18 protein-coding genes are annotated in these 22,076 nt (G+C 53.2%); 8 read left to right on the plus strand and 10 right to left on the minus strand.

Translation table 11 applies throughout. From position 1 onward, the window contains the following. Positions 1–4 precede the first annotated feature (4 nt). The 4 genes from K7P01_RS00695 to K7P01_RS00710 form a co-directional block, all read right to left on the minus strand. The gene (locus tag K7P01_RS00695; RefSeq protein WP_267288790.1) at positions 5–1,651 is read right to left on the minus strand and encodes a pyruvate dehydrogenase complex dihydrolipoamide acetyltransferase; all 1,647 of its coding nucleotides are present in this window, start codon (positions 1,649–1,651) and stop codon (positions 5–7) included. A gap of 155 nt (positions 1,652–1,806) precedes the next feature. Further along, positions 1,807–4,767 carry a hypothetical protein gene (locus tag K7P01_RS00700; protein ID WP_267288792.1) on the minus strand — a complete coding sequence of 987 codons (2,961 nt, stop codon included), beginning with the start codon at positions 4,765–4,767 and terminating at the stop codon, positions 1,807–1,809. Between the two features lie 103 nt (positions 4,768–4,870). Continuing rightward, positions 4,871–5,743: a DUF4249 domain-containing protein gene (locus K7P01_RS00705; RefSeq protein WP_267288794.1), complete on the minus strand. Its 873-nt coding sequence runs from the start codon at positions 5,741–5,743 to the stop codon at positions 4,871–4,873. 14 nt (positions 5,744–5,757) lie between these two features. Beyond that, positions 5,758–8,142: a TonB-dependent receptor gene (locus K7P01_RS00710; RefSeq protein ID WP_267288796.1), complete on the minus strand. Its 2,385-nt coding sequence runs from the start codon at positions 8,140–8,142 to the stop codon at positions 5,758–5,760. Positions 8,143–8,339: 197 nt separating this feature from the next. Here K7P01_RS00710 and K7P01_RS00715 point away from each other — a divergent pair, with 197 nt between their 5' ends. Next, positions 8,340–8,462, plus strand: a complete 123-nt coding sequence (locus K7P01_RS00715) for a hypothetical protein (RefSeq protein WP_267288798.1) — start codon at positions 8,340–8,342, stop codon at positions 8,460–8,462. 115 nt (positions 8,463–8,577) lie between these two features. On the opposite strand, the gene K7P01_RS00720 is transcribed toward K7P01_RS00715, so the two are convergent. After that, complete coding sequence (locus K7P01_RS00720) at positions 8,578–9,456, minus strand: bestrophin family protein (RefSeq protein ID WP_267288800.1); 879 nt, start codon at positions 9,454–9,456, stop codon at positions 8,578–8,580. Between the two features lie 129 nt (positions 9,457–9,585). Here K7P01_RS00720 and K7P01_RS00725 point away from each other — a divergent pair, with 129 nt between their 5' ends. Next, complete coding sequence (locus K7P01_RS00725) at positions 9,586–10,368, plus strand: hypothetical protein (protein ID WP_267288802.1); 783 nt, start codon at positions 9,586–9,588, stop codon at positions 10,366–10,368. A gap of 74 nt (positions 10,369–10,442) precedes the next feature. Here K7P01_RS00725 and K7P01_RS00730 read toward each other — a convergent pair whose 3' ends face one another. Genes K7P01_RS00730 through porX form a run of 3 tightly spaced genes read right to left on the minus strand, consistent with a single transcriptional unit; the run spans position 10,443 to position 13,655 of the window. Then, entirely contained in the window at positions 10,443–11,666 is a 1,224-nt protein-coding gene (locus tag K7P01_RS00730; RefSeq protein ID WP_267288804.1) for an alanine dehydrogenase, read from the minus strand. Further along, on the minus strand, positions 11,638–12,099 hold the full coding sequence (tsaE, locus tag K7P01_RS00735) for a tRNA (adenosine(37)-N6)-threonylcarbamoyltransferase complex ATPase subunit type 1 TsaE (protein ID WP_267292340.1): 462 nt from the start codon (positions 12,097–12,099) through the stop codon (positions 11,638–11,640). The genes K7P01_RS00730 and tsaE overlap by 29 nt, the downstream gene beginning before the upstream one ends. Next, entirely contained in the window at positions 12,099–13,655 is a 1,557-nt protein-coding gene (gene porX, locus K7P01_RS00740) for a T9SS response regulator signal transducer PorX (protein ID WP_267288806.1), read from the minus strand. Before porX ends, tsaE begins: the two co-directional genes overlap by 1 nt. Before the next feature lie 121 nt (positions 13,656–13,776). Here porX and K7P01_RS00745 point away from each other — a divergent pair, with 121 nt between their 5' ends. The 4 genes from K7P01_RS00745 to K7P01_RS00760 all read left to right on the plus strand — a co-directional run bounded on the left by K7P01_RS00745 (position 13,777) and on the right by K7P01_RS00760 (position 17,795). Further along, positions 13,777–14,019: a hypothetical protein gene (locus K7P01_RS00745; RefSeq protein ID WP_267288808.1), complete on the plus strand. Its 243-nt coding sequence runs from the start codon at positions 13,777–13,779 to the stop codon at positions 14,017–14,019. A gap of 60 nt (positions 14,020–14,079) precedes the next feature. Next, positions 14,080–15,774, plus strand: coding sequence for a 1-acyl-sn-glycerol-3-phosphate acyltransferase (locus tag K7P01_RS00750; protein ID WP_267288810.1), 1,695 nt, complete (start codon positions 14,080–14,082; stop codon positions 15,772–15,774). Beyond that, positions 15,752–16,810, plus strand: coding sequence for an NAD(P)H-dependent glycerol-3-phosphate dehydrogenase (locus tag K7P01_RS00755; protein WP_267288812.1), 1,059 nt, complete (start codon positions 15,752–15,754; stop codon positions 16,808–16,810). Before K7P01_RS00750 ends, K7P01_RS00755 begins: the two co-directional genes overlap by 23 nt. Before the next feature lie 430 nt (positions 16,811–17,240). Beyond that, positions 17,241–17,795: a hypothetical protein gene (locus K7P01_RS00760; protein ID WP_267288814.1), complete on the plus strand. Its 555-nt coding sequence runs from the start codon at positions 17,241–17,243 to the stop codon at positions 17,793–17,795. 80 nt (positions 17,796–17,875) lie between these two features. Here K7P01_RS00760 and K7P01_RS00765 read toward each other — a convergent pair whose 3' ends face one another. Together K7P01_RS00765 and K7P01_RS00770 are read right to left on the minus strand one after the other, a co-directional pair. Next, the gene (locus tag K7P01_RS00765) at positions 17,876–18,514 is read right to left on the minus strand and encodes an NUDIX hydrolase (protein WP_267288816.1); all 639 of its coding nucleotides are present in this window, start codon (positions 18,512–18,514) and stop codon (positions 17,876–17,878) included. Next, positions 18,511–19,536: a tetratricopeptide repeat protein gene (locus K7P01_RS00770; RefSeq protein ID WP_267288818.1), complete on the minus strand. Its 1,026-nt coding sequence runs from the start codon at positions 19,534–19,536 to the stop codon at positions 18,511–18,513. Before K7P01_RS00770 ends, K7P01_RS00765 begins: the two co-directional genes overlap by 4 nt. Before the next feature lie 360 nt (positions 19,537–19,896). On the opposite strand from K7P01_RS00770, the gene hisG reads away from it, so the two are divergent. Together hisG and hisD are read left to right on the plus strand one after the other, a co-directional pair. Next, positions 19,897–20,757 (plus strand): ATP phosphoribosyltransferase, encoded by an 861-nt coding sequence (gene hisG, locus K7P01_RS00775; RefSeq protein ID WP_267288820.1) that lies wholly within the window; start codon positions 19,897–19,899, stop codon positions 20,755–20,757. 19 nt (positions 20,758–20,776) lie between these two features. Beyond that, entirely contained in the window at positions 20,777–22,069 is a 1,293-nt protein-coding gene (gene hisD / locus K7P01_RS00780; protein ID WP_267288822.1) for a histidinol dehydrogenase, read from the plus strand. Positions 22,070–22,076 lie beyond the last annotated feature (7 nt).

Raw genomic sequence — 22,076 nt, forward strand, 5'->3', positions numbered from 1 at the left:
TTGCTTAGATCAGAATGCGGACCGGATCTTCCAGGAGGCCTTTGAAGGTCTTCAGGAAGGCCGAGCCTACCGCGCCATCGACCACGCGGTGGTCGCACGACAGTGTCACCTTCATGATGTTGCCGATGACCAGCTGGCCGTTCTTCACGATCGCTGTCTCCTTGATGCCACCCACGGCCATGATGCAGGCATCCGGCGTGTTGATGATGGCGGTAAATTCGTCGATGCCGAACATACCCAGGTTGGAGATCGTAAACGTGCTACCTTCCCACTCGGACGGTTGCAGTTTTTTGTCGTGTGCCTTTTGCGCCAGTTCTTTCACTTCGGTGCCGATATGCGACAACGACTTGTTGTCGGCAAAGCGGATCACCGGTACCAGCAGACCGTCTTTTACCGCTACGGCCACACCGATGTGGATGTGATGATTGCGGCGGATCTTGTCGCCTCTCCAGCTGCTGTTCACGTCAGGGTGCTGACGCAGGGCGGCCGCGGCGGCCTTGATCACCATATCGTTAAACGATACTTTGACAGGGCTGATCTCGTTGATGCTCTTGCGTGCTTCGATGGCCTTGTCCATGTTGATCTCCATGGTGAGGTAGAAATGCGGCGCCGTGAACAGACTGTCGGACAAACGCTTGGCGATTGTCTTACGCATCTGCGACACGGGCAGCTCTTCGAAGCTTTCTTCGCCTACTACACGCGGCAGTACGATCGCGGGAGCAGCCTTGTCAGCACCTTTGGCAGGGGCTGTTGCCGGCGCAGCCGAAGGTTTATAGTCTTCTACGTCGCGGCGGGTAATACGCCCGTGGTCGCCGGAACCTTGGATCTTCGCGATGTCGTAACCTTTGTCTTTTGCCATTTTCTTCGCCAGGGGCGAAGCTTTAATTCTGCCATTCGAACCATGGTCAGCAGAAGCTTCCTCCGCCGCAGGGGCCGCCGTCGGAGCAGCAGCCTTTTGCTCAGCAGCCGGTGCCGCAGGAGCAGCACCACCCGATGCACCTGCCTGTTCTGCTTTCAGCAGGGTTTCCCAGTCAGCACCTTTCTCGCCAATGATCGCCAGCACGCCGTTCACAGGCACTGCCTTACCGGCATCCGCACCAATGTACAGCAGCGTGCCCGTGTTGTACGATTCGTACTCCATGGTCGCCTTGTCGGTCTCGATCTCCGCGAGCAGCTCACCGGACTTCACGCTGTCCCCTACTTTCTTGCTCCAGGAAGCGATCACACCGTCGGTCATGGTATCGCTCATTTTCGGCATGCGTACGATCTCTGCTTTGATGCCGGATGTATCGACTTTCGCAGCCGGGGCAGCGGCAGCCTTCGGTGCCTCCGCAGCGGCGGGAGCGCTTGCCTGGCCACCACCCGATGCCGCGGCGTTCGATGCGCCCGACAGCAGTGCTGAATAATCTTCTCCTTTATTTCCTACAATGGCCAGAACGTCGTTCACCTTCACCGCCTGTCCCTCCTGCACGCCAAGGTACAGTACAGTACCGTTGTTGAAGGACTCATAGTCCATCGTAGCCTTGTCTGTTTCGATCTCGGCCATCAACTCTCCGGACTTCACGGTATCCCCCACTTTCTTATGCCACTTCGCTACCACACCCTCGGTCATGGTATCGCTCATCTTAGGCATGCGTACTATTTCTGCCATGTTCGATTATAGATTTTAGAGTTTCTACTGCCTTTTGCAAACCTTTGCAGAAGGACTTTTTCAAATTTTCGCTTCCAAAAATAGGGTATAAACCGCTATTTTCAACATTGTAATACAAATGTTTGGATGGACGGAGAAAACGTGTGTACCTGCCCTTAAAACCCAATTGACCCGATAATAAATTCCAGCACCGTGCCCGAAGTGTTGTAAATGTTGGCCTTCCGGTACGTTGTGCGGAAACCGAGCTCAAATCGGGGCAGGAAACGCATGAAATTAAAATCGAAGGTTGTCTCCACGCCCACCGATTCATACGTCGCATCGGTCAGAGGCCGGTACACCCGCCCGGAGTCGGGGTTGTAGTAGTATTCCATGCCGGTGCCCTCGCCGTAATCGTAAAACAGGTTGAGCTTGATCCGTTGGATGTTCAGGATCGGCCCCAACGCAATGTCGGGGTACCACAACGGAAGCGCGTAGTTCACCGACAGGGTCGTAAACTTCTCGTTGTTGGGGTAGCTATAGCCACGCGGTTTGGCAATGCGGTTGCGGAAGGTATATAGTTCTGTATTAATCCCTTCCTGGCTTTCCTGGTAGGCTGCGCGCGCGTACAGGTAGTGGTGCCGCCCGATGCCGGGGAAATAGAGTGCGCCGCGCACCGCCCAGAGCCGTCCCTCAAAATCGCCGCCCCCCGGCGTGTTGTAGAGCTCCGCCGCGAGTGTCTGCCCCCAGCGATAATTAAAATCACGATAGCTCGTTTTTAACAGCCGGCTGTAGGTGAGGCTGAACCGGTTGTACAGCAGGTCGCCATTGCTTAGCTGATCTTTGTAGACATACAGCAGGGTATCAAACGCAGGCACGGCGCGCGCAGGCCCTTTGTAAAGAACTTCCCCCTGACGGGAAATGGTATTCTCGAACGACGACACTTTGGTGATGCCCACGGCGCCGCCGATTGAAAGCTGCTGACTATACTTGGAGCGGGTGAGCAACAACGGAAGCGTCAACCCACCTTCGACGGTTGTCTCTGTCCAGTCAAACTCGATGTCATTACCGAAGGCGCGCTCGTCATCATTGCGATCGCCGCGTTGAAAGTTAAGGTCAATGATGGGATACAATCCCTGGTAGCTCACGCCGGCTTGCCAGAAACCCGTGCGCTCGTTGATGTCATACGCATACCCCGCCGAAATAGACGTCGTGCTCAAAATATCCTGTGAGGCAATGCCCGCCTGGATACGGGTCAGATCGTTCGTGACGTTCAGGCCCCACGCATAGGGATTGACGACGCCCTTCCAGCGCGCGTAGCGCTTAACAGGCAGTGCCGTGGTGGGCACGCTGTCGAGTAGCCCGGGATGTCCCTCCTGCTCCACCAGCACCTGGTATACTTGTTTGGTGGCTTTTTCTTCGAACGGTTTCCACGCTGCCGGCGTAAACGGCGTCTTGACGACATCCAGTCCATCGCGCGATTGCTCGTTGTAATACAGGGTAGCGCTGTCGCGCGATATAGCAGGATTGTACGCACCGTACCGGCTCGACGTCACCTGGTAGCGTTTGCCGTCACGCAGGTCGAGGGCATATATATTATCAATGCCGCTTACCGGCGAATTGAAGAGCAGGTATTGGCCCATAGGCACAGGGTGGCCCAGGTTTTCCTGGCGGATGGGCAGCAGGTCTTCGGAGGCTCCTGTCTCCGCGTCGATGCGGCAAAGGGTTTTGCCGGCGCGCGTGGTTTTGACCACATACAGGTATTGGCCATCGGCCGACCAGCGCGGCATGGCATAGAAGTAGTTCTCGGGATTCGGGAATTCGTGCAGCGGCTTGCCGGTAAAGATCTCCAGGATGACGATGCTCACCTGGTAGTCGTTGGCTGAGCGTATCGTAACGATGCGGTCACCCTTGGGCGACAACGCTGCGACGCCGTAACGCTCGTGCTTACTGCCGATCACACGCCGTTGATGCCGGTTCCAATCATACAGCTTGATCTGCGAATAGTTCCGTGCACGCCACCGCGGGTCATATCCATATTCAGTCCATACCACGGCATCATACGCCGTGGAAAGCATACCCGCGTCGTTGACAAAGCCCGGCGTGAAGACCTTCTCTTCTTCGTCGCCCTTTAGCCTTACAAACTGGGCAATGTGGCTGTTACCACTTTTCATTACCAGCACGCTGCCGTCTTCTTGCGGCTGTGGATAGGCATAGTCGGTATACGTGCGCGATGGGCGGCCGTGAATGCGTTCAAAGGGCGTCAGCGTTAACGAGGCAACCTCGGCTTCCCACTCCTTCCGGTAACTGTCTGCCATCTCCCGGAAAAGATCGGTAACATACATTCCCGTTTTATTCTTGATAGCATTCGAAAAAGCAAAGGGAATGAACGGCACACTCCACGACCGCGCCGTGATCTTGCCCCAAATCTCGGGGTCGTTGGTCTTGCGCCGCAAGTAGCTGATCATGTTATACCCCAACACATAGTGATTGGGGATGTTGTGTTTGAACGAGCGCAGGTATTGTTTGTGATAGTTAAAGGTTCGGCCCTCTTGCAGGTTGGTACGAAACACCAGGTTGAAGTTGGGAATCTTACCGCGGCCGCTCGGTGTGAAGGCCGTTTCTGTCGCTACCGCATCACCCTCCCAAAACCATTGCGGCGCCGACACCTGGGCCATGCCCGCCAGTGTCGGGTTGCCAAACAGATAATAGAACAGCCGGTTAAAGCCGCGTGTGGCATGTTGATATTGAACGATGTGCCGGTACTCGTGCGAGGCCAGCAGGTTCAGCCAGTCGTTGGTGCCGACAAAGTTATAGTCTTGCGGCGGCATGGTATAAAACTCCGACCGCCGGGGGAACTGCGACACAAAGCCGTTGGAAACAGATGACTGGTTTTGCAACACCACCGAGATCTTACGAGGCTTCGTACCAAGCGACTTAGCCTCTGGCGTGTGAAGGTGTTCCAGCGTGTTGGCCATGCGTATGCCCTGGGCATCAAAGCCCTCTGGGAACAAGACACGGAAGTGGGGTGTGTTGACCTGGTACCAGCGCAGTCCCGTAGGATTATTTTCCAGTACTGCCTGGGCGTATACTCCGCCACAGCAGCACAACGCAACAAAAAAAGGGAGTATCTTCTTCATCCGGAATGTATTTCCGTATGAAAGATGAAACTCCCCTGCTACAAAAGCAAACCCGGCCGGGGTATTTATCCACCGGCCGGGTTAAGATTAAGATGAGGTTGGTTTATTCCGCTGCCTCTACCCGAATCTCGTCGTACGAGATCGCGCTGGCCTGGAACACACCGTACGCATTGTTGGAAATATTCGAGCGGGGGTTTGCCGGCGGCGGGTCGAACATACCACCGTCGTTGGCCAGGATCTTGCTCAGGTCGCGGTAGTAGATAAACACCGGGCGGCTGAGGCTATAGATCTCGGCTCCTGCCACTTCGCCGTTCTCAAAGTATCCCGGGATGGCGATGTCGTTGATCTCACCACCGACCAGTACGTCGTCTGTTACATAAATCTCCGGATCCTCTTCCGAGCTCTCTGCCCAGATACGCTCACCGTTGCGATACGTCCGGAACAGGTAGTAGTCGCGGGTTTCCTGCGGTTCCTCTACGGTCATCAGCACTTCGTAGATACGATTCGGGAAGTCTTCGTCTTCCGGCTCGTCCACCTGGTCGTCATCTACGCGGAATTCGAGCTCCTCGATGGGATTGATGTGAAACATCTCGTCGCTCGCGATAAAGGTCTCGCCGTCGGCTTGTACCGTCAGGTTGTAGGTGCGGCCTACTTGTCCGACAAACGGCACGGTAGGCTTATAATACCCTACAGAGTCTGCGTGACCGTTGGGGTTGTGCGCATAAAGAAAGGTGTTACCGGCATTGTCCGTTACCTGTACGGTGGCGTTGGTAATGCGCTCGGTCTTGCCGGAGGCGTAAAAGTCGCCCGAGCGGCTCACCTTTACGAACTGCCGTCCCGGTAAGTTCGTTACCAGGCCTTCGATGACCACGGTCGATTCGGTTTGCAGGTCGTCCATGATATACTCTTCATCACAGGCTGTCATCAACAGTGCCGAGAGCGCCAGGAGTGCCGTTTGTTTTATATACTTGTTCATATAGATAACTGCGATTAGAATTTGATGTTATAGGTTACGGACGGAAGAATTGGGAACAGGTAGATCATGCGCGCTTCCTTCTGAGTGCCATCGCCGATCACATTACCATCGTCGTCACGCTTGGTGCGGGTGTAGATCGTGAAGGCGTTCTTGCGGCTATACACGTTGTAGACCGAGAATACCCACTGTCCTTTAAACCGGCGGCCGGCATTCTTGCGCGGGTTGAGCGTAGCCGACAGGTCCAAGTGGTGGAAGTCGGGCATACGATAGCCGTTACGTTCGGAGATGGTGTTGGGCATATACCCATCGATCTCGTATTTACCGGATGGAAGCGTGACCGGGCGACCGGTGCTGTAGGTAAAGCTGGCGCCGAAAGTCCACTTGTCGTTGTAGTCGTACGCACCGATGATGTTCAACACATTGCGACGGTCGTAGCCGGCTGCGTACGTCTTGCCATACGCATTGCCGTTTTCGTCTGTCTGTTGGTTCACGCCATCGATCTTACGCATTACCTTCGACCATGTATACGACACCATACCGGTAAGTTTACCTTTCTTTTTGTTGAGCATGAATTCGGCACCGTAGGCCCATGAATCGCCCTGGCGGTATTCTGTCGACAGGTCTTCGTTCAGTAATATTTCTGCGTTGTCGGCAAAATCGGTCACATTGTTTACGTCTTTATAATACGCTTCTATCGACCCCTCATACATATTGTCATTAAAATTCTGGAAGTACCCTATGGCCACCTGGTCGGCCATCTGCGGTTTCAGGTAGGGACCGCTCGGTGCCCAGTTGTTGAACGGCAGCGGCACGGTACCGGCGGCCATCTGGTGTGTGTTTTGCACCATGCGGTTGTAGGAAGCCTTGATCGATTGGTTTTCCGACAGTGCGTACCGTACGCCTAAGCGGGGCTCCAGGTTGATATAGGCTTTGATCGTCTCCCAGCGGTTATATTCCGACGAGTCGCTGCGAACCGGGTTGTCAGCAGCCTTCGGGTCTTCATACCGGTATACTTTGCCCGGGCCAACATTCTGGAAGATAGAGAGGCGTACGCCGTATTCCAGCGAGATCTGATCGTTCACCCGCTGCTCATTGCTGATAAACAGGGCGTGATCAAGCGCATACATCTTCTGGAACTCGGTGCGTTTGAACAGCGATCCATCCGAGCTGGGCACGATGCGTGCCGGTTGAAAACGGCGGCTTGTCAGGTGATACCCAAAGGTCAGCTCATTGTTTGTATTGATGAAGTAGCTCAGGTCATTTTTCAAGCTTACCTCGGTCAGATCCGACGTCCATTTAAAGCCCTGCGCGGGGTCATTGATTTCCAGGGAGTAGTCAAAGCGGCTCGCGATCAACGATGTGTTGGAGAACAGACGCTCATTGAACAAGTGGTTCCAGCGGAAGGTAGCGGTAGCGTTACCCCAACCGAAGCCCGCGTCGCCACCGTCAAAGGTGATCTTATCGCGGCCCATGTAGCCGGATATAAAGAAACGGTTCTTGTCGTTGGCCTTCCAGTTTACTTTACCGTTCAGGTCATAGAAGGTCACTCCGTTGTCTTCACCGGCGGCCTTCAGGTATCCGCCGATATTGGATATACGACCCGATAGCAGGAACGATGCTTTGTCTTGTTTGATAGGGCCTTGTACCGACAACCGGCTGGCCAGTGTACCCAGGCCACCTTGCACCTGAAAATTCTTGTTGTTACCGTCGATCGTACGCACCTCCAGGATCGACGACAAGCGTCCACCGAAGCGTGCAGGGATACCACCCTTATATAATTCTGAATCTTTAATTACGTCGGCATTAAAAACCGATACCAGGCCACCTAAGTGCGAGGCGTCATAGATCGGCGCTTCGTCCATCAGGATCAGGTTCTGGTCGCCACCACCGCCACGTACAAAGAATGCTGAAGTACCTTCACCCGCAGAAATAACACCCGGCAGCATCTGCACACTCTTCAGAATGTCCACTTCGCCGAACAGCGCCGGCAGCTTGCGGACCTGACTGAGGTTAAGCGTGTTCTTACTCATCTGAATGCCCACGACGTTGGCGTCTACACGATCGCCCGAGATCTCTACCTCTTGCATCATGGTAGACTCGCCCGCCATCTCAATGCTGCGCGATACGTCGCCGCTCAACGTAATAGATACTGTCTGGGTATTATACCCGATAAAGCTATACACCACATCATACGTACCGGCCGGTACGGTGATGGAGTAGAAACCATACGCATTGGTGGTGGTTCCTGCCTTCAATTGGGGGATATAAACAGATACACCAATCAACATCTCACCATTCGCCCCATCCTTCAGGTATCCATTTAGCGTGGCCTTCCCCCCCTGCGACCATGCAGCAACATTTAAAAAGAGTAACATCGTGACAATCAAAAATCGGATCATGTGTTATTAAGGTTTGTTAAGCGTTAGACAATCAATCCCTGATTGCCCCCTACGTCAGTCGGAATTTTTTATTCAGGATTACGGACGGGAAAGTACTAAGACGGAAAAAGAAAGGATTTGTTGCCCGACAATACACCACAATTATCGGTATTTTTACACCGACCTATCATAAACACGTAAAACAATCGATTGTAGTCATGTTTAGAAAGCTTCGCGATCTGTATCGGCAATACAAACCCTATGTGCGGGTAGACCTTATTATGTACGCCTCGCTTATCCTGATGATCATCTTGTATTTTATCATTAGTACAGTTTTCTGATACACAAACTGTGTCAACGCGTATACAGCACTTCATTGCACGTTGGAACAGCTAAATCACGCATGCAGATGTCCCCCATTACAGGACACGTCAGCGCTCGACCATATTAAAAAGATTATACCAGTATTTCCCGTACGTTATCCCGTATACGCTTGGCCAGCTCATCGGTAGGCAGATCGTTGACATCACGTCCAAAAGGATCTTCAATCTCTTCAGCAATCAACTCCACGCTCAGCAAGACATACGATATCAACATCACGGTGGGAATAGTGACATACCCCAATATTGTTACAAAACCAAAGGGCAAGGTGAAGAGGTAAATAAAAATAAACTTCTTGATGAACATCGAGTACGAGTACGGTATCGGCGTGTTCTTGATACGCTCGCAAGCGCCCATCATATCGGTAAGGTCTTTGAGCTCTTTGTCGAGGTTAATGATATGTTCGCCTGAGATCTTGTTGCTTTTATATAACGCGTTTACGCGCGTATATAACATCGCCGAGATGCCGTTGGGTTTATGCTTGAACTTCTTCAGTTCTGCGATCAGCCGGTCGTCGACATCCTCCAGCTCGGAAAACTGCACCCCCTGCCGCAGGTGCTCTTTCATGGCAAATACGAAGTTGGCGATCATCTTGGCAAACCACGTCCGCTCGTCGTGCTGTTCTTTTGGCAGGTAGGCATTGAGTTTCAGTGCCAGGTTGCGGGTGCTGTTTACGATCCCACCCCACATGCGGCGGCCCTCCCACCAGCGGTCGTAGGCCGAGTTGGTGCGGAACACCAGGAACAAGCCCAGCACAATCCCCAGCAGCGAGTGCACCGCCGGCGTACCGGGGAACTGGCTGGCTTTCAGGTCGAAATGGTCCAAAATGGCGTAGCACACCAAGGCCGTAAAGCCCGCCATGAACAGCAGGGCGGGCAGCATAGTCTTCAGCACATGCCGGCTATACGAATGCGTAATAAGCTTTAACCAGGTTTTTGGGTTATAATTGACCATAACAGCGTGTCGTCTTTGCGGCCGCAATAACGTTTAAGAAATGTTTTTTTGCAACGCCGGGCAGCCTCCCCCAGGCAATAGTAATTTGCCGAAATCGTTATATCTTTCGAAGTCAGAACAACCTATCACATGAACAAATTTGGTATTATCCACCTCGTGCTTTTTTTCCTGCTGATGCTTTCGTACCTGTTTTCGTCCGGCCAGGGCGACCAGGTCGTGACCATCAAAGGCGAAACCCTTACGGGTACCCTCAAACCCCTGGCCTTTGGCCCGGACAAAAAAATACAGGTGACCGGCGTCGACAAAAAGAAGACCACCGTCCCCCTGCTGCAAGTGAAATACTACACCTTCAAAGGTGACACGTATCGCCCCGTAAAAGGCCCCCAGGGCTACACCTTTATGAAGGTGGTGAAAGACGGCTACGCCACCCTGTACGCCTTTCAGCTGGAAAACCAGACTTCGTACGACGGCCGCTTCCTGGTGAAAAAAGACGGCGAGAGCACCGAAATACCCAACCTGAGCTTTAAGAAGATCATGACCCGCTTCCTCAACGATTGTGAAGAAGTATCGGCCAAAGTCGAAAACGGCATGCTGTCCAAGAAAGACCTGGACGTGATCATCGACGAATACAACCAGTGCATCGAGCAGCGCACGCAAGCACGTGAAAAGGCCGTAGCCACCCGCGTGGAGGCAGTAAAAAAGATCAACTCCTGGGATGTCCTGGAGGACAAGGTAAAGACCTACGAAGCGTTCGAAGGCAAAGAAAGCGCCCTCGAAATGATCACGGAGATCAAAAACAAGATCGCCCGCGGCGAAAAGGTACCCAACTTCCTCACCAGCGGCCTGAAGTCGTCCGTTACACAGCCCGACCTGCAGGACGCCCTGAACAGCGCGCTGAAAGATCTGGAATAACGTACTGGCTAGCCAAAAACAAGAAGTGTGCCTCCTGTGAGGCACCCTTCTTGTTTTTACAGCTCTGCAGTGACTTAAAATCGTGCTGCCATCAGCAGCTCGATGTTCTTATACTTCAACCCGAACTTGCGGGCTACGTTTTCATTCGTTAAGCCGCCTTTGTAGGTATATACACCTTTCATAAACCACTTATGCGAAAAGATCATGGCCTCTACACCGCCCTCTTCCGCCGCCCGCAAAATGGTTGGCGTAAAGATATTGCTCAGCGCGTTGGTCGCCGTGTGGGCTACCCGCGAGGCCACGTTTGGAACGCAGTAGTGGATTACGTCGTGCTTGCGGAATACCGGCTTGCTCAGCGTAGTGATCTCGGATGTCTCTATGCAACCGCCCTGATCGATACTCAGATCGATAATAAGCGAATCGGGTTTCATGCGGGTTACCATCTCTTCGGTTATGACCTGGCGTGCACGACCTTTCTCAGCCCGCAACGCGCCAATCACTACGTCGGCTGTCTTGAGGGCGTCGCCTAACGTATACGTATCAATGGTCGAAGTATATACTTGCTGGCCCAGCAGGTGCTTGATGCGCCGCAGTTTGTAGAGATGGTTGTCGTAGATCTGTACTTCCGCGCCGAGCCCCAGGGCTGCCCGTGCGGCGTATTCGGCCACCGTGCCCGCACCGATGATCACTACTTTTGTCGGTGGCACACCGGTAATGCCCCCGAGGATAATACCTTTGCCGTTGTTATTGGTACTGAGGTATTCGGAGGCGATCAACAGCACTGTGCTGCCCGCAATCTCGCTCATCGCGCGAATGATGGGCATGCCGCCTACTTTGTCTTCAATGAACTCGTACGCCAGCGCCGTTACTTTCTTTTTCAGCAGACCTTGCAGGCTTTCTGCCCGTAGGTGTCCGAGCTGCAATGCCGAGATCAGGGTCTGGCCCGCGTGCATCAGCTCGATCTCTTCTTGTGTTGGCGGCTCGATCTTGAGAATGACGTCGGCCTGGTATACTTCCTGCGGCGAGTAGACGATCTTCGCCCCGGCATCGCTATACTGTTTGTCGGTAAACTTCGAGCCCAGGCCGGCTTTGGTCTCCACCCATACATCGTGCCCGTTGTTGACCAACAATGCCACCGCGTCGGGGGTCAAGCTAATACGGTTCTCTTGTAAGGAGATCTCTTTGGGCAGGCCAATAAAAAACGCGTGTCTGCGTTTCCGAACTTCCAGCGTTTGCTCTTGCGGAACCAGGCTACTCTTGGCCAGCGCCTCAAAGCCCGTTTTTTTCTTCTCGGTCATGTATAGAAATCGCTATAGTACGTTGTGTTTCGTCGTCGATAGAGAGGGTTACGGAGGCAAATTGCATGGGTATCAGGCCGGGAATCTTCTCGGGCCACTCCACCAAACAGGGATAGCCCGAATAGAAGTATTCTTCCGCGCCAATGTCAAAAGCTTCTGCTTCACTTCGAATTCTGTAAAAGTCAAAATGGAAGACCTTTTCCACTCCACCCGCGGCATATTCGTTGACGATCGAAAAGCTTGGACTACTCATCGCATCCACGACCCCCAACGCCCGGCATACCTCTTTAATGAGAGTCGTCTTCCCAGCCCCCATTTCGCCATAAAACAGCCAAACCGGCACCTGCTTCATATGTCGGGCAATCTCTGCTCCCACGTCTTTCAATGCTTCCCGGTCTACATGGCGGTAAACCCTACCCCCTTCTCCGGTCATCACACATTCTTCGAAGTTAAGAAAATTACAGGAATGATCATCTCTTCCAGGCTTATCCCCCCGTGCTGGAAGGTGTCTTTATAGAAATTAACGTAATAATTATAGTTGTTGGGGTACGCAAAGAACTGGTCTTCCGTGGCAAAGACATACGATGTAGAAACATTCAATTTCGGCAGGAACAGCTTGTCCGGCTTGGTGACGTGCATCACCTTGTCGCCTTCAAACCCAAGGTTCTTGCCTTGTTTATAGCGCAAATTCGTGTTCACCGTGCGGTCGCCAATGATCTTAAACGGCCGCTTCACGCGGATCGTGCCGTGGTCGGTCGTAATGACCACCTTCACGTCGCGCTCGGAAATCTTTTTAAGAATGTCGAGCAGTGGCGAATGTAGTAACCATGACTTGGTAATAGAACGGTACGCAGACTCATCGGGTGCCAGCTCGCGGATCATGGCCATGTCCGTACGGGCATGCGAGAGCATATCCACGAAGTTGTACACAATCACATTCAAATCGTTCTGAAAGAGATTGTTGACGGTATCGGCCAGGCTGCGGCCCTCCTCCATGTTTTTGATCTTGTGATAAGATGTCTTGATATTCAGGTTGTTCCGGCGCAGTTGCTTGGTCAGGAACTCCTGCTCAAAATTATTCTTACCCTCCTCTTCGTCGTCGCCTACCCACAGGTCGGGATGGGTCTTGGCCATCTCCGAGGGCATCTGGCCTGAAAAGATGGCATTTCGGGCATACCCGGTAGTCGTAGGCAGGATCGAATAATAATTTTCTTCCTTTTCAATATTAAAGTACTCGGCAATGACCGGCTCGATCACTTTCCATTGGTCTATGCGCAAATTGTCGATCAACACCATAAACACAGGCTTGCTGCCCAGTTCGGGGAAGACCTTACGCTTCATCAGCTGGTGCGACATGACCGGCTTCTCCGCTTTGGCGTCGTTCAGCCAGGATTCATAATTGCGGATGATAAACCGGGCAAAATTGGCGTTGGCTTCGGTCTTCTGCATGTCCAGCACGTCACCCATTTCCTGGTTGTCGGGCTGGTCCATTTGCAGCTCCCAGTGCACCAGTTTTTTATAGATGTCTGCCCACTGCTCGTGGTTCATGTCATCCATAAAAGCCATGCTGATCTTTCGAAATTCCTGTTGGTAGTTCAGGTTGGTCTTTTCGATCACCAGGCGTTTGTTGTCCAGGATCTTTTTGACCGATAGCAGTATCTGACTGGGATTCAGGGGTTTTATGAGATAATCGGCAATCTTGGAGCCGATCGCTTCCTCCATGATATGCTCTTCCTCGTTCTTGGTGATCATCACCACGGGCAGGTTGGGCTTATTGGTTTTTATCTGGGCAAGGGCTTCTAAGCCCGACATTCCCGGCATGTGTTCGTCCAGGAACACCACGTCAAAATGCTTCTCATCACACTTCTCTACGGCGTCGGTAGCGTTGTTGACCGGGGTAATGTCGTAGCCACGCTGTTCTAAGAAAAGGATATGCGGTTTCAACAAGTCAATCTCATCGTCCGCCCACAAAATGCTGTATCTTTGCATGGCATATTTTTTTCCAATTTAACATTTACTTTGAAGTTCGGGTTTCAAAGTTTTAGGTTTATCGTTAAAACGGAAACAATCGGGCCCGGAGCCCTTATACTGTAAAACACCAGCAAGACCCATGCGTGTAGTAGGCGAAATTCCACACCCTGATTGCAAAATCACCCTCTTTTCCTGGAATAACCGGTACCTGATCAAGTTCGAAAGCGGCCTTTTGGAGCAAACGTTCAAGGTCGCCGAATATGACATCTTACAAGAATCGGACCTGTATACCCTGGTAGATGAGGCCTTTATACAAGAAACATTGGTCCGTTTTGACGCCATGAACACGAGTTTCCGTACCCGGCTACAGGCCATCAGCTAAAACCATCCCCTCCCCCCGGGGTATCTACAACTCGAACTTTTCACTTATTTTGCACCCCCGATGGAAGTCGTAGAAAAGAAAAATAAGAATAAGAAATACAAGCCCATCCTGGAGGATATACCCGATTGGCCGGTGTACCAGTTGAGCAAGAACCGCAAGGAATTTATCGAAAGCGTAGCCCAAAAGTCTCTCGCCCAGATCAAGGAATTGCGTCCTACCACCAAACAGCTGCTCGACGAGCTCCAGACTACCGTATACCGCGAGCAGCAGCGCATGAAGCGCAACCGCTGGCGCGTAGACCCTGTAGATGAGCCCGCCTTCTGGGCAGCTATTAAAGACGAACTCGTCGGCCTGGACGCCAAACCGTCTGAAGAAGCACAGCCCAAGGCTGAAGAGCTGATGCGCCGCATCGTGATGCGCTATGCCAACGAAATTGCCGGCAACTTCAAAGCCAGCTCGTATAAAGTCACCCGTGAGATCGTCAAGTTCTGGTTCGCACGTCTGTTGAATGGCGCACGTGTCAAAAAATTCGGTGCCTTCTTCCGCAACCGCTACACGCTGCGCGACAAGATTCACATTGTCGGCAAAGCCAAACACCTGCGCAACCTGGCCTCCAAAGGCACGGTCATTATGGTGCCCACGCACTTCAGCAACCTGGACTCTATCCTCATCGGCTGGGTGATTCACTCGCTCGGTCTGCCCGCTTTCATCTATGGCGCCGGACTGAACCTGTTTAACATCAAGATTTTTGCATACTTCATGAACAGCCTGGGGGCCTACAAGGTAGACCGGCGGAAAAAGAACCTGCCCTACCTGGAAACGCTCAAGCTGTACTCCACGCTCGCCATCCAGAAAGGCGCGCACAGCATCTTCTTCCCGGGCGGTACCCGCTCGCGGTCGGGCATGATCGAAAAACAGCTCAAGCTGGGTTTGCTAAGCTCTACCATTGAGGCGCAACGCATGCTCTACATGGATACGCCTCCTGGCGAAGAAGTCCGCAAGATCTTTATCGTACCCGTCACGCTGAACTACCACTTCGTACTCGAAGCCCCCGACCTGGTGGACGATTACCTGTCGGTAAAAGGCCAGGAGCGGTACTTGCCCGAGCAAGACAAGTACGGCAGCTGGCAACTGCTGCAGTTCCTCTTCAAGTTCTTCACCAAAGGCTCCAACATTTCCGTTTCCATTGGCCGCGGCGTCGACATCATTGGTAACTACGTAGACGACAACGGCAACAGCCTCGACGCGCAGGGCCGCATAATCGACACGCGCGACTACTTCGTCAGCGACAACCAGATCACGATCGACAAACAACGCGAAGACGAATATACCCGCATGCTCAGTCAAAAGATCGTGTCGGAGTATCACCGCATCAACCGCGTGTTTGCCAGCCACCTGGTCGCGTTCGTAGCCTTTGAGATGTGGCAGAAGATGCACGCCAAGCTGGATTTGTTCGGCTTGCTGCGTTTGCCGGAAGAAGACCAGGTTATACCCTATGAAGAATTCCGCGAGGCGTGTAAGCGCGTGCGCAAACAGATTTATACCCTGAAGGAGGAAGGCAAAGTATACCACGCCACGCACCTGAAAGGCGATATCGACCTGGTAATCCGTCACGGCCTCGACAATGTCGGCATCTTCCATTTGAAGCGGCCGCTCTTGCTTAACAAAGAGGGTAACGTCATTACGAAAGACTTTAACACACTTTATTACTATCACAACCGGCTTGTTGGCTATGACCTCGAAAAGTTTATCTGACGATAAACCGGTGGGCGTTATTGGCGCCGGCAACTTTGGTAGTGTGGTCGCCAACCTGTTGGCACAACACCGCCAGGTGCTGCTCTATGCCCGCGACCCAAAGGCGGTGGAGCACATCAACACCCGTCGCGAAAACCGCGGGCACACGATGCTCGCCAACGTGCGCGCCACCAGCGACCTGCCGGAGATTGCCAACACGTGCGACGTGATCTTTCCCATTGTACCGTCGCAGCACTTCCGCTCGGTTATACGTCAGCTGTCGCCGCACCTGCACCCGTACCACATCCTGATCCACGGCACCAAAGGCTTCGACCTGACGCTGCCCGAAGGCCAGACCATTGAGAACACCGCCAAGCTCAACCGCAGCCATGTAAAGACCATGAGCGAAGTGATTATGGAAGAAAGCGTAGCCGTGCGGGTCGGCTGCCTGGCAGGGCCGAACCTCTCAAAAGAATTGGCGGCAGGCCACCCGGCAGCAACCGTTATTGCCAGTCACTTTAACGAGGTGATCTCGCTGGGCAAGCGTATGCTGCGCAACGAGCAGTTCCAGGTATATGGCAACAACGACACTGTCGGTGTCGAGCTTGCCGGTGTATTAAAGAACATTATCGCTATCGCGGCCGGTGCCCTCAGTGGCCTGGGCTATGGCGAGAATGCCAAGGGCTTGCTCATCAGCCGCGGCATGGTCGAAATGATCTACCTGGGCCGTGCCCTTGGCGGCAATACCAAAGCCTTCCTGGGCGTCGCCGGCGTAGGCGACCTGGTCACCACCTGCAACAGCTCGTTGAGCCGTAACTTTACCATCGGCTCGCGCCTGGCCAAGGGTGAAACGCTGCAAGAGATTCTGGCTACGACCGACGAAGTGGCTGAAGGTATCAATACCATTCGCATTGTGAAGAAATGCGCCGACTACTATAAAGTGCGGGCCCCCATCACCAACACGCTGTACCAGGTGCTGTTTGAAGACCTGACCGTGCACCAAGCCCTGCGTTATCTCATGCGCTACCCGCTGAACGTCGACATCGACTTCATCTAAACCATCCAAAAAAATGTGTCGCTAAATGTGAGACTTTCTTACACCTTACTTTTCCGGCCCGTGGCGAACTAACGGGTCGGAAAAGCGGATCATTTACCCAGGTTTGTGTAATACCCGAAGAGACAATCACGCTTTTTAGCGGTATATTCATCAATAACCCGATGAACATTTCAGGCCTTTGGCACCGCATCTCCCCCCGTTAAACGTCAATATAACACCGGTACTGTCATTCGCCGGCAAAACGAACGTGTTAGGCGACGGCACACGCAGAAGTGCGGCTATTCTACTCACCAAATCCTTCATTTTCGGCGACTAAACTTACATCTGCATGTTGCCTTTATAGAGTCATTATACCACCCCGAGAAATGCTGTTAATCTTGTATTAAGAAGTGAGTGAACCCAAAAACCTATACTTTATCTAACTACTACCATGAAAAAAACGGTTGAGTTTTTACGATCCGAGGCCTTCGTGTTTTTGACCTTGTTGGCGGTCATTACATCGCAGGTAGTGCACACGATGCACCTCTTTGAAACTGTGAGAGTGTTTGATCTAAGCTTCGAAGTGAATGGCGAAAGAATTACGGCCCCCAACTGGGCACATGCCTTCGTTTTCGCGATTGCCATCGAGTCAGCGATCCTGATGTTTATCCTGAACGGCAAACGTCTTCCATCGAAGATCTATGCTATCGGATCATTGTTAACCAACCTGTTGTATTCGAAGATCTATGCTATCGGATCATTGTTAACCAACCTGTTGTATTATAAAGCCTGGCAATTGCCGCTGTCAGGCATGGCTACCAGCGTACTGATCAGCTCCATGCTGGCCGGTTCCATCTGGTTCTTCTCCGACCTGTTTGCTGAGAAAGTTGACGCCCCACGAATGAAGGCCAAGACTTCTGACGAAGAGGACAATCTGAAAGATCTCTTGGCCGAGGAAACGCGCAAGATCACCTTTAAGACTACTATGCCGGCAAACGCCCGCTAATTTAGATATTAGGATTAGGAATAGGTTAATGATTATATGCAGATGGTGTGCCGAAAGGCGTCACCGTCTGCATATTTCTTTTAATCCCTACTAACGTCTTTCAAAATAACCCGCAGCTCATTCAACATCATCGCCGTCGCTCCCCACACAACCTCTCCTTCGACCTCGAAATGCGGCGCCATCATGCGATACTGCCCGGCGGCCAGGATCTCTTTTTTCAGCACAGCTTCCTCGCGTAGCAAGTCAAACAAGTCCCCATAAATTATCCCCGCCGTCTCATGCGGATCGGGCCTGAACACAATCGGACCGCGCATGGCGGCGACAATGGGTGTCACGGTAAAGTTGCTGGCGATGACAAAGAACTCCGTCAGTACGCCCAGCACCTCCGCCTGGCTGCGGTCCAGGCCTATCTCCTCCTCCGCTTCGCGCAGTGCTGTTTCCACTACCGTCTCGCCGGCCTCCGCCTTGCCGCCGGGCAAGCTAATCTGGCCGCTGTGGGCGCCGGCATAGGTAGCCCGCCTGATCAGGGGAAACTTCACGATACCCGCCTCCGGATATAACAGGATCAACACAGCACCCGGCCTTGGCGGCGTGCTATGGTCCAGCTTGGGGCGCCATTTGCCGATGGGCTCGGCCCGCATCAGGTCGTGTGCGGCGTGGCCCGGCAACGGTAGCTGTAGCCGCGTACGAAGGTCGCTCAAAAAGTGATCGAAGTTCATTTCGTTTTACAGTAATCCGGCAGCCTGCCACCCGGCAGCTCACCACGTTCAGCTGCCTGCTGATATTCTTTGCAGGCCGCCCCAGTGTTGGCCTGTTGATGATAGGCTTCGCCCAGGTAATAGTGCACCTTCTCTATAAAGGGGTCGGCTTTAACAGCCCGCTCCAGCAGCCGCAACGCATCGGCGGGCTGTTTCCTAAGCAAGAAGTAAATGCCTTTGTTGCGATAGGCCCAGCCGTTATAGGGATCTATTCCTATGCTGGCATCAATGTCCGCACGACCTGCCTCGAGGTCCCCCGTCATTAATAATATATAGCCGCGGTTGTTGAGGAAATAAGCATCGTCGGCCTTCAGGCGCAGTGCCTTCTCCACCAATCCCTTAGCTTCTTCATAATGCCCCTGGTCGGCCGCCACCATTGCTTGTGCGTTAAAGACATTGGCTTCCGCCGGCTTGACCGCCAGCACCGCGTTAAAGATCTGGTTGGCACTGTCGTATTGTTTCTTATAATAATACAACGTACCGAGGTTCACTTGTATCTCTACGTCCCGCGGATCCAGCGCACGCGCGCGCCGGAACGACTTCATCGCGTCATCAAACTTCCGGAGCTTGGTGTACGTCAATCCTCTTACAATGTGCAGTGCTACGGTGTCAGGCTTTACCTGCTCGACATGCGACAGGTCCTCCAGCGCACGGTAATATTCATGCACTTCATACGCCGCATTGGCGCGATTCAGGTATGCTTCCCAGTATCCTGGACGACACCGCAGTGCTTCATCATAGCTGTCCAGCGCTTCGGTATATTTTCGTTGCTGGTAGTAGAGACTGCCCAGGTTGTTCCAGGCGTCGGCATAACACGAGTCCAGTTTAATGGCTTCGCGAAAATAGCGCTCGGCTTCTTCCATGTTCTGCAACCGCACCATCTCGTTACCCTGGATCAAATGTCGCTGCATACGCGTCTCGCGGCTGTCGCTGCAGGCCGCCAGCAGCCATACTCCCCAAACACACCAAACAAACTGTCTCATCATCTCTCCTTATAGACTGCCCTTTGTAGCAGCCGCCAATGTTACATCAAAATCCGTAAACTTTAGTCTACAAACGTTGTCAGGGTTGCACTAACAAGCAGTAGGAAACCCTTCATACAACGCTGTATACGCAAACAACACTCGTAAGGATCAAAAAATTTACGCGACGGCTTTGACTTGTCAACTCTATTCATGTTATTCGCAGGACAATTACTATGATTAACAAAATCACCATCGGCTTTCACCACCACCATCATGTACTCACGGTGCGTGGCATAGCCTATTGATGATTCTTTAAAGAATATAAAATGTACAAGGCTTGTCACGATGTGACAAGCCTTTTTTTATTTACTAACACGTATGAACACCCTACTTCGAATCGCCATTCAAAAATCCGGACGCCTGCAGGAAGGCTCACTGGAGCTGCTCAAGGAGAGTGGCCTCTCCATCAGCAACGGCAAAGACCAGCTGAAAACGCAGGCCCGTAATTTCCCGGTAGAAGTACTCTTTCTCCGCGACGACGACATCCCGCAATATGTCGAAGACCAGGTGGCCGACATCGGCATCGTCGGCGAGAATGTGTTTGCTGAAAAGAAGAAAGACAACCAACTGATCAAACGCCTGGACTTCTCTAAATGCCGTTTGTCCATGGCCGTCCCCCGCGGCGAAAATTATACCGGCGTACAGTGGCTGCAAGGAAAAAACATCGCCACCTCCTACCCCAACATCGTCAAAGACTTTCTGGCGAAACACAACGTCCAGGCCGGCATTCATGAAATCAGCGGTTCAGTAGAAATTGCACCGGGCATCGGGCTCGCCGACGCCATCTGCGACATCGTCAGCACCGGCAGTACGCTGCTCAGCAACGGCCTGCAAGAGGTAGAGATCGTTATGCAGTCAGAAGCCGTCATCATCGCCAGCCCCACGCTGTCGCCCGAAAAACAAAAGATCCTCGACAAACTGCTGTTCCGCATCGAGGCAGTAAAAAAAGCCAAGAACAGTAAATATATACTGCTGAATTGCCCCAACGAGGCGATCGAAAAGATCACCAGCGTGATACCCGGCATGAAAAGCCCCACCATCATTCCACTGACACGCACAGGCTGGAGCTCGCTGCATTCCGTCGTAGACGAAAATGATTTCTGGGAACGGATCGACCTGCTGCGCGAGTTTGGCGCCGAGGGCATCCTGGTTGTGCCGATCGAAAAGATGATTGTATAACCTGTCGCACCAACACACTATGAAGACATACACCAACCCGACACCCGACACCTGGGCCGACCTCTGTCAGCGTCCACAGCTCGAGCTCGAGTTCCTGGAAAGCTCTGTGCGCAATGTCTTGAACCGTGTCCGGAAATCCGGCGACGAAGCATTGCTGGAGCTCACCGCACAATACGACAAAGTCCAGCTGCAGACCCTCCGTGTCGGTGCCGCCGAAATAGAGGCCGCCAGCCGTACGCTGCCCGAAGCCCTGAAAGATGCCATCCGCACCGCGGCCGCGAACATTGAAAAGTTCCATGCCGCCCAACGACGCGACATACTGAAAGTAGAGACCACACCCGGTGTACGCTGCTGGCGCAAAGGCGTCGCCATCGACAAGGTGGGCATCTATATCCCGGGAGGCTCGGCACCACTCTTCTCGACGGTGCTGATGCTCGGTATACCCGCGCGCCTGGCAGGCTGCCGCGAAGTAGTGCTTTGCTCACCACCCGACAAGACCGGCGCCATCAATCCCGCCATACTTTTTGCCGCCGCGCACGTCGGTATTACACGCATCTGCAAAGTGGGTGGCGCACAAGCCATTGCCGCCATGGCCTACGGCACAGCCAGTGTACCGAAAGTATATAAGATCTTTGGCCCCGGTAACCAGTACGTTACGAAGGCCAAGCAGCTGGTGCAAGAAGAAGGACTGGCCATCGACATGCCCGCGGGCCCTTCTGAAGTATTGGTCCTGGCCGACGAAACAGCCGAGGCGGCGTTTGTTGCCGCCGACCTGCTTTCACAAGCCGAACACGGCGAAGACAGTCAGGTAATGCTCGTACTGAACGACGCACGCCTGCTCGCACCGATCGAGGCCGAGATTGCCAAACAACTGGAACAACTGCCCCGTCGCGACATCGCCCGCAAGGCACTTGCCAACAGCCGCGTCGTGATCTTGTCCGATCGCCACCAGGCCCTGGACTTCGTCAACACCTATGCGCCCGAACACCTTATTCTCAACATCGCACAGGCCGACGCAGTCGCCGACGCCGTGATCAATGCAGGCTCGGTGTTCATCGGCAATTATACCCCGGAAGCTATGGGCGACTATGCTTCGGGCACCAACCACACCCTGCCGACCAACGGCTTTGCACGCGCCTTTGCCGGCGTGTCGCTGGAAAGCTTTATGAAGTATATCACCTTCCAGGAAGTAAGCCCTGCCGGCATCCGTGCGCTCGGCCCGGTGGTGGAGCTCATGGCCGAAGCTGAGCAGCTGGAAGCACACAAAATGGCCATCCGCGTACGCCTTGACAAGCTGGCCACCAACCCCTGACCTACGG

This window comes from Parachryseolinea silvisoli (genome assembly GCF_021190955.1).
Classification (GTDB): Bacteria; Bacteroidota; Bacteroidia; order Cytophagales; family Cyclobacteriaceae; genus Ohtaekwangia; species Ohtaekwangia silvisoli.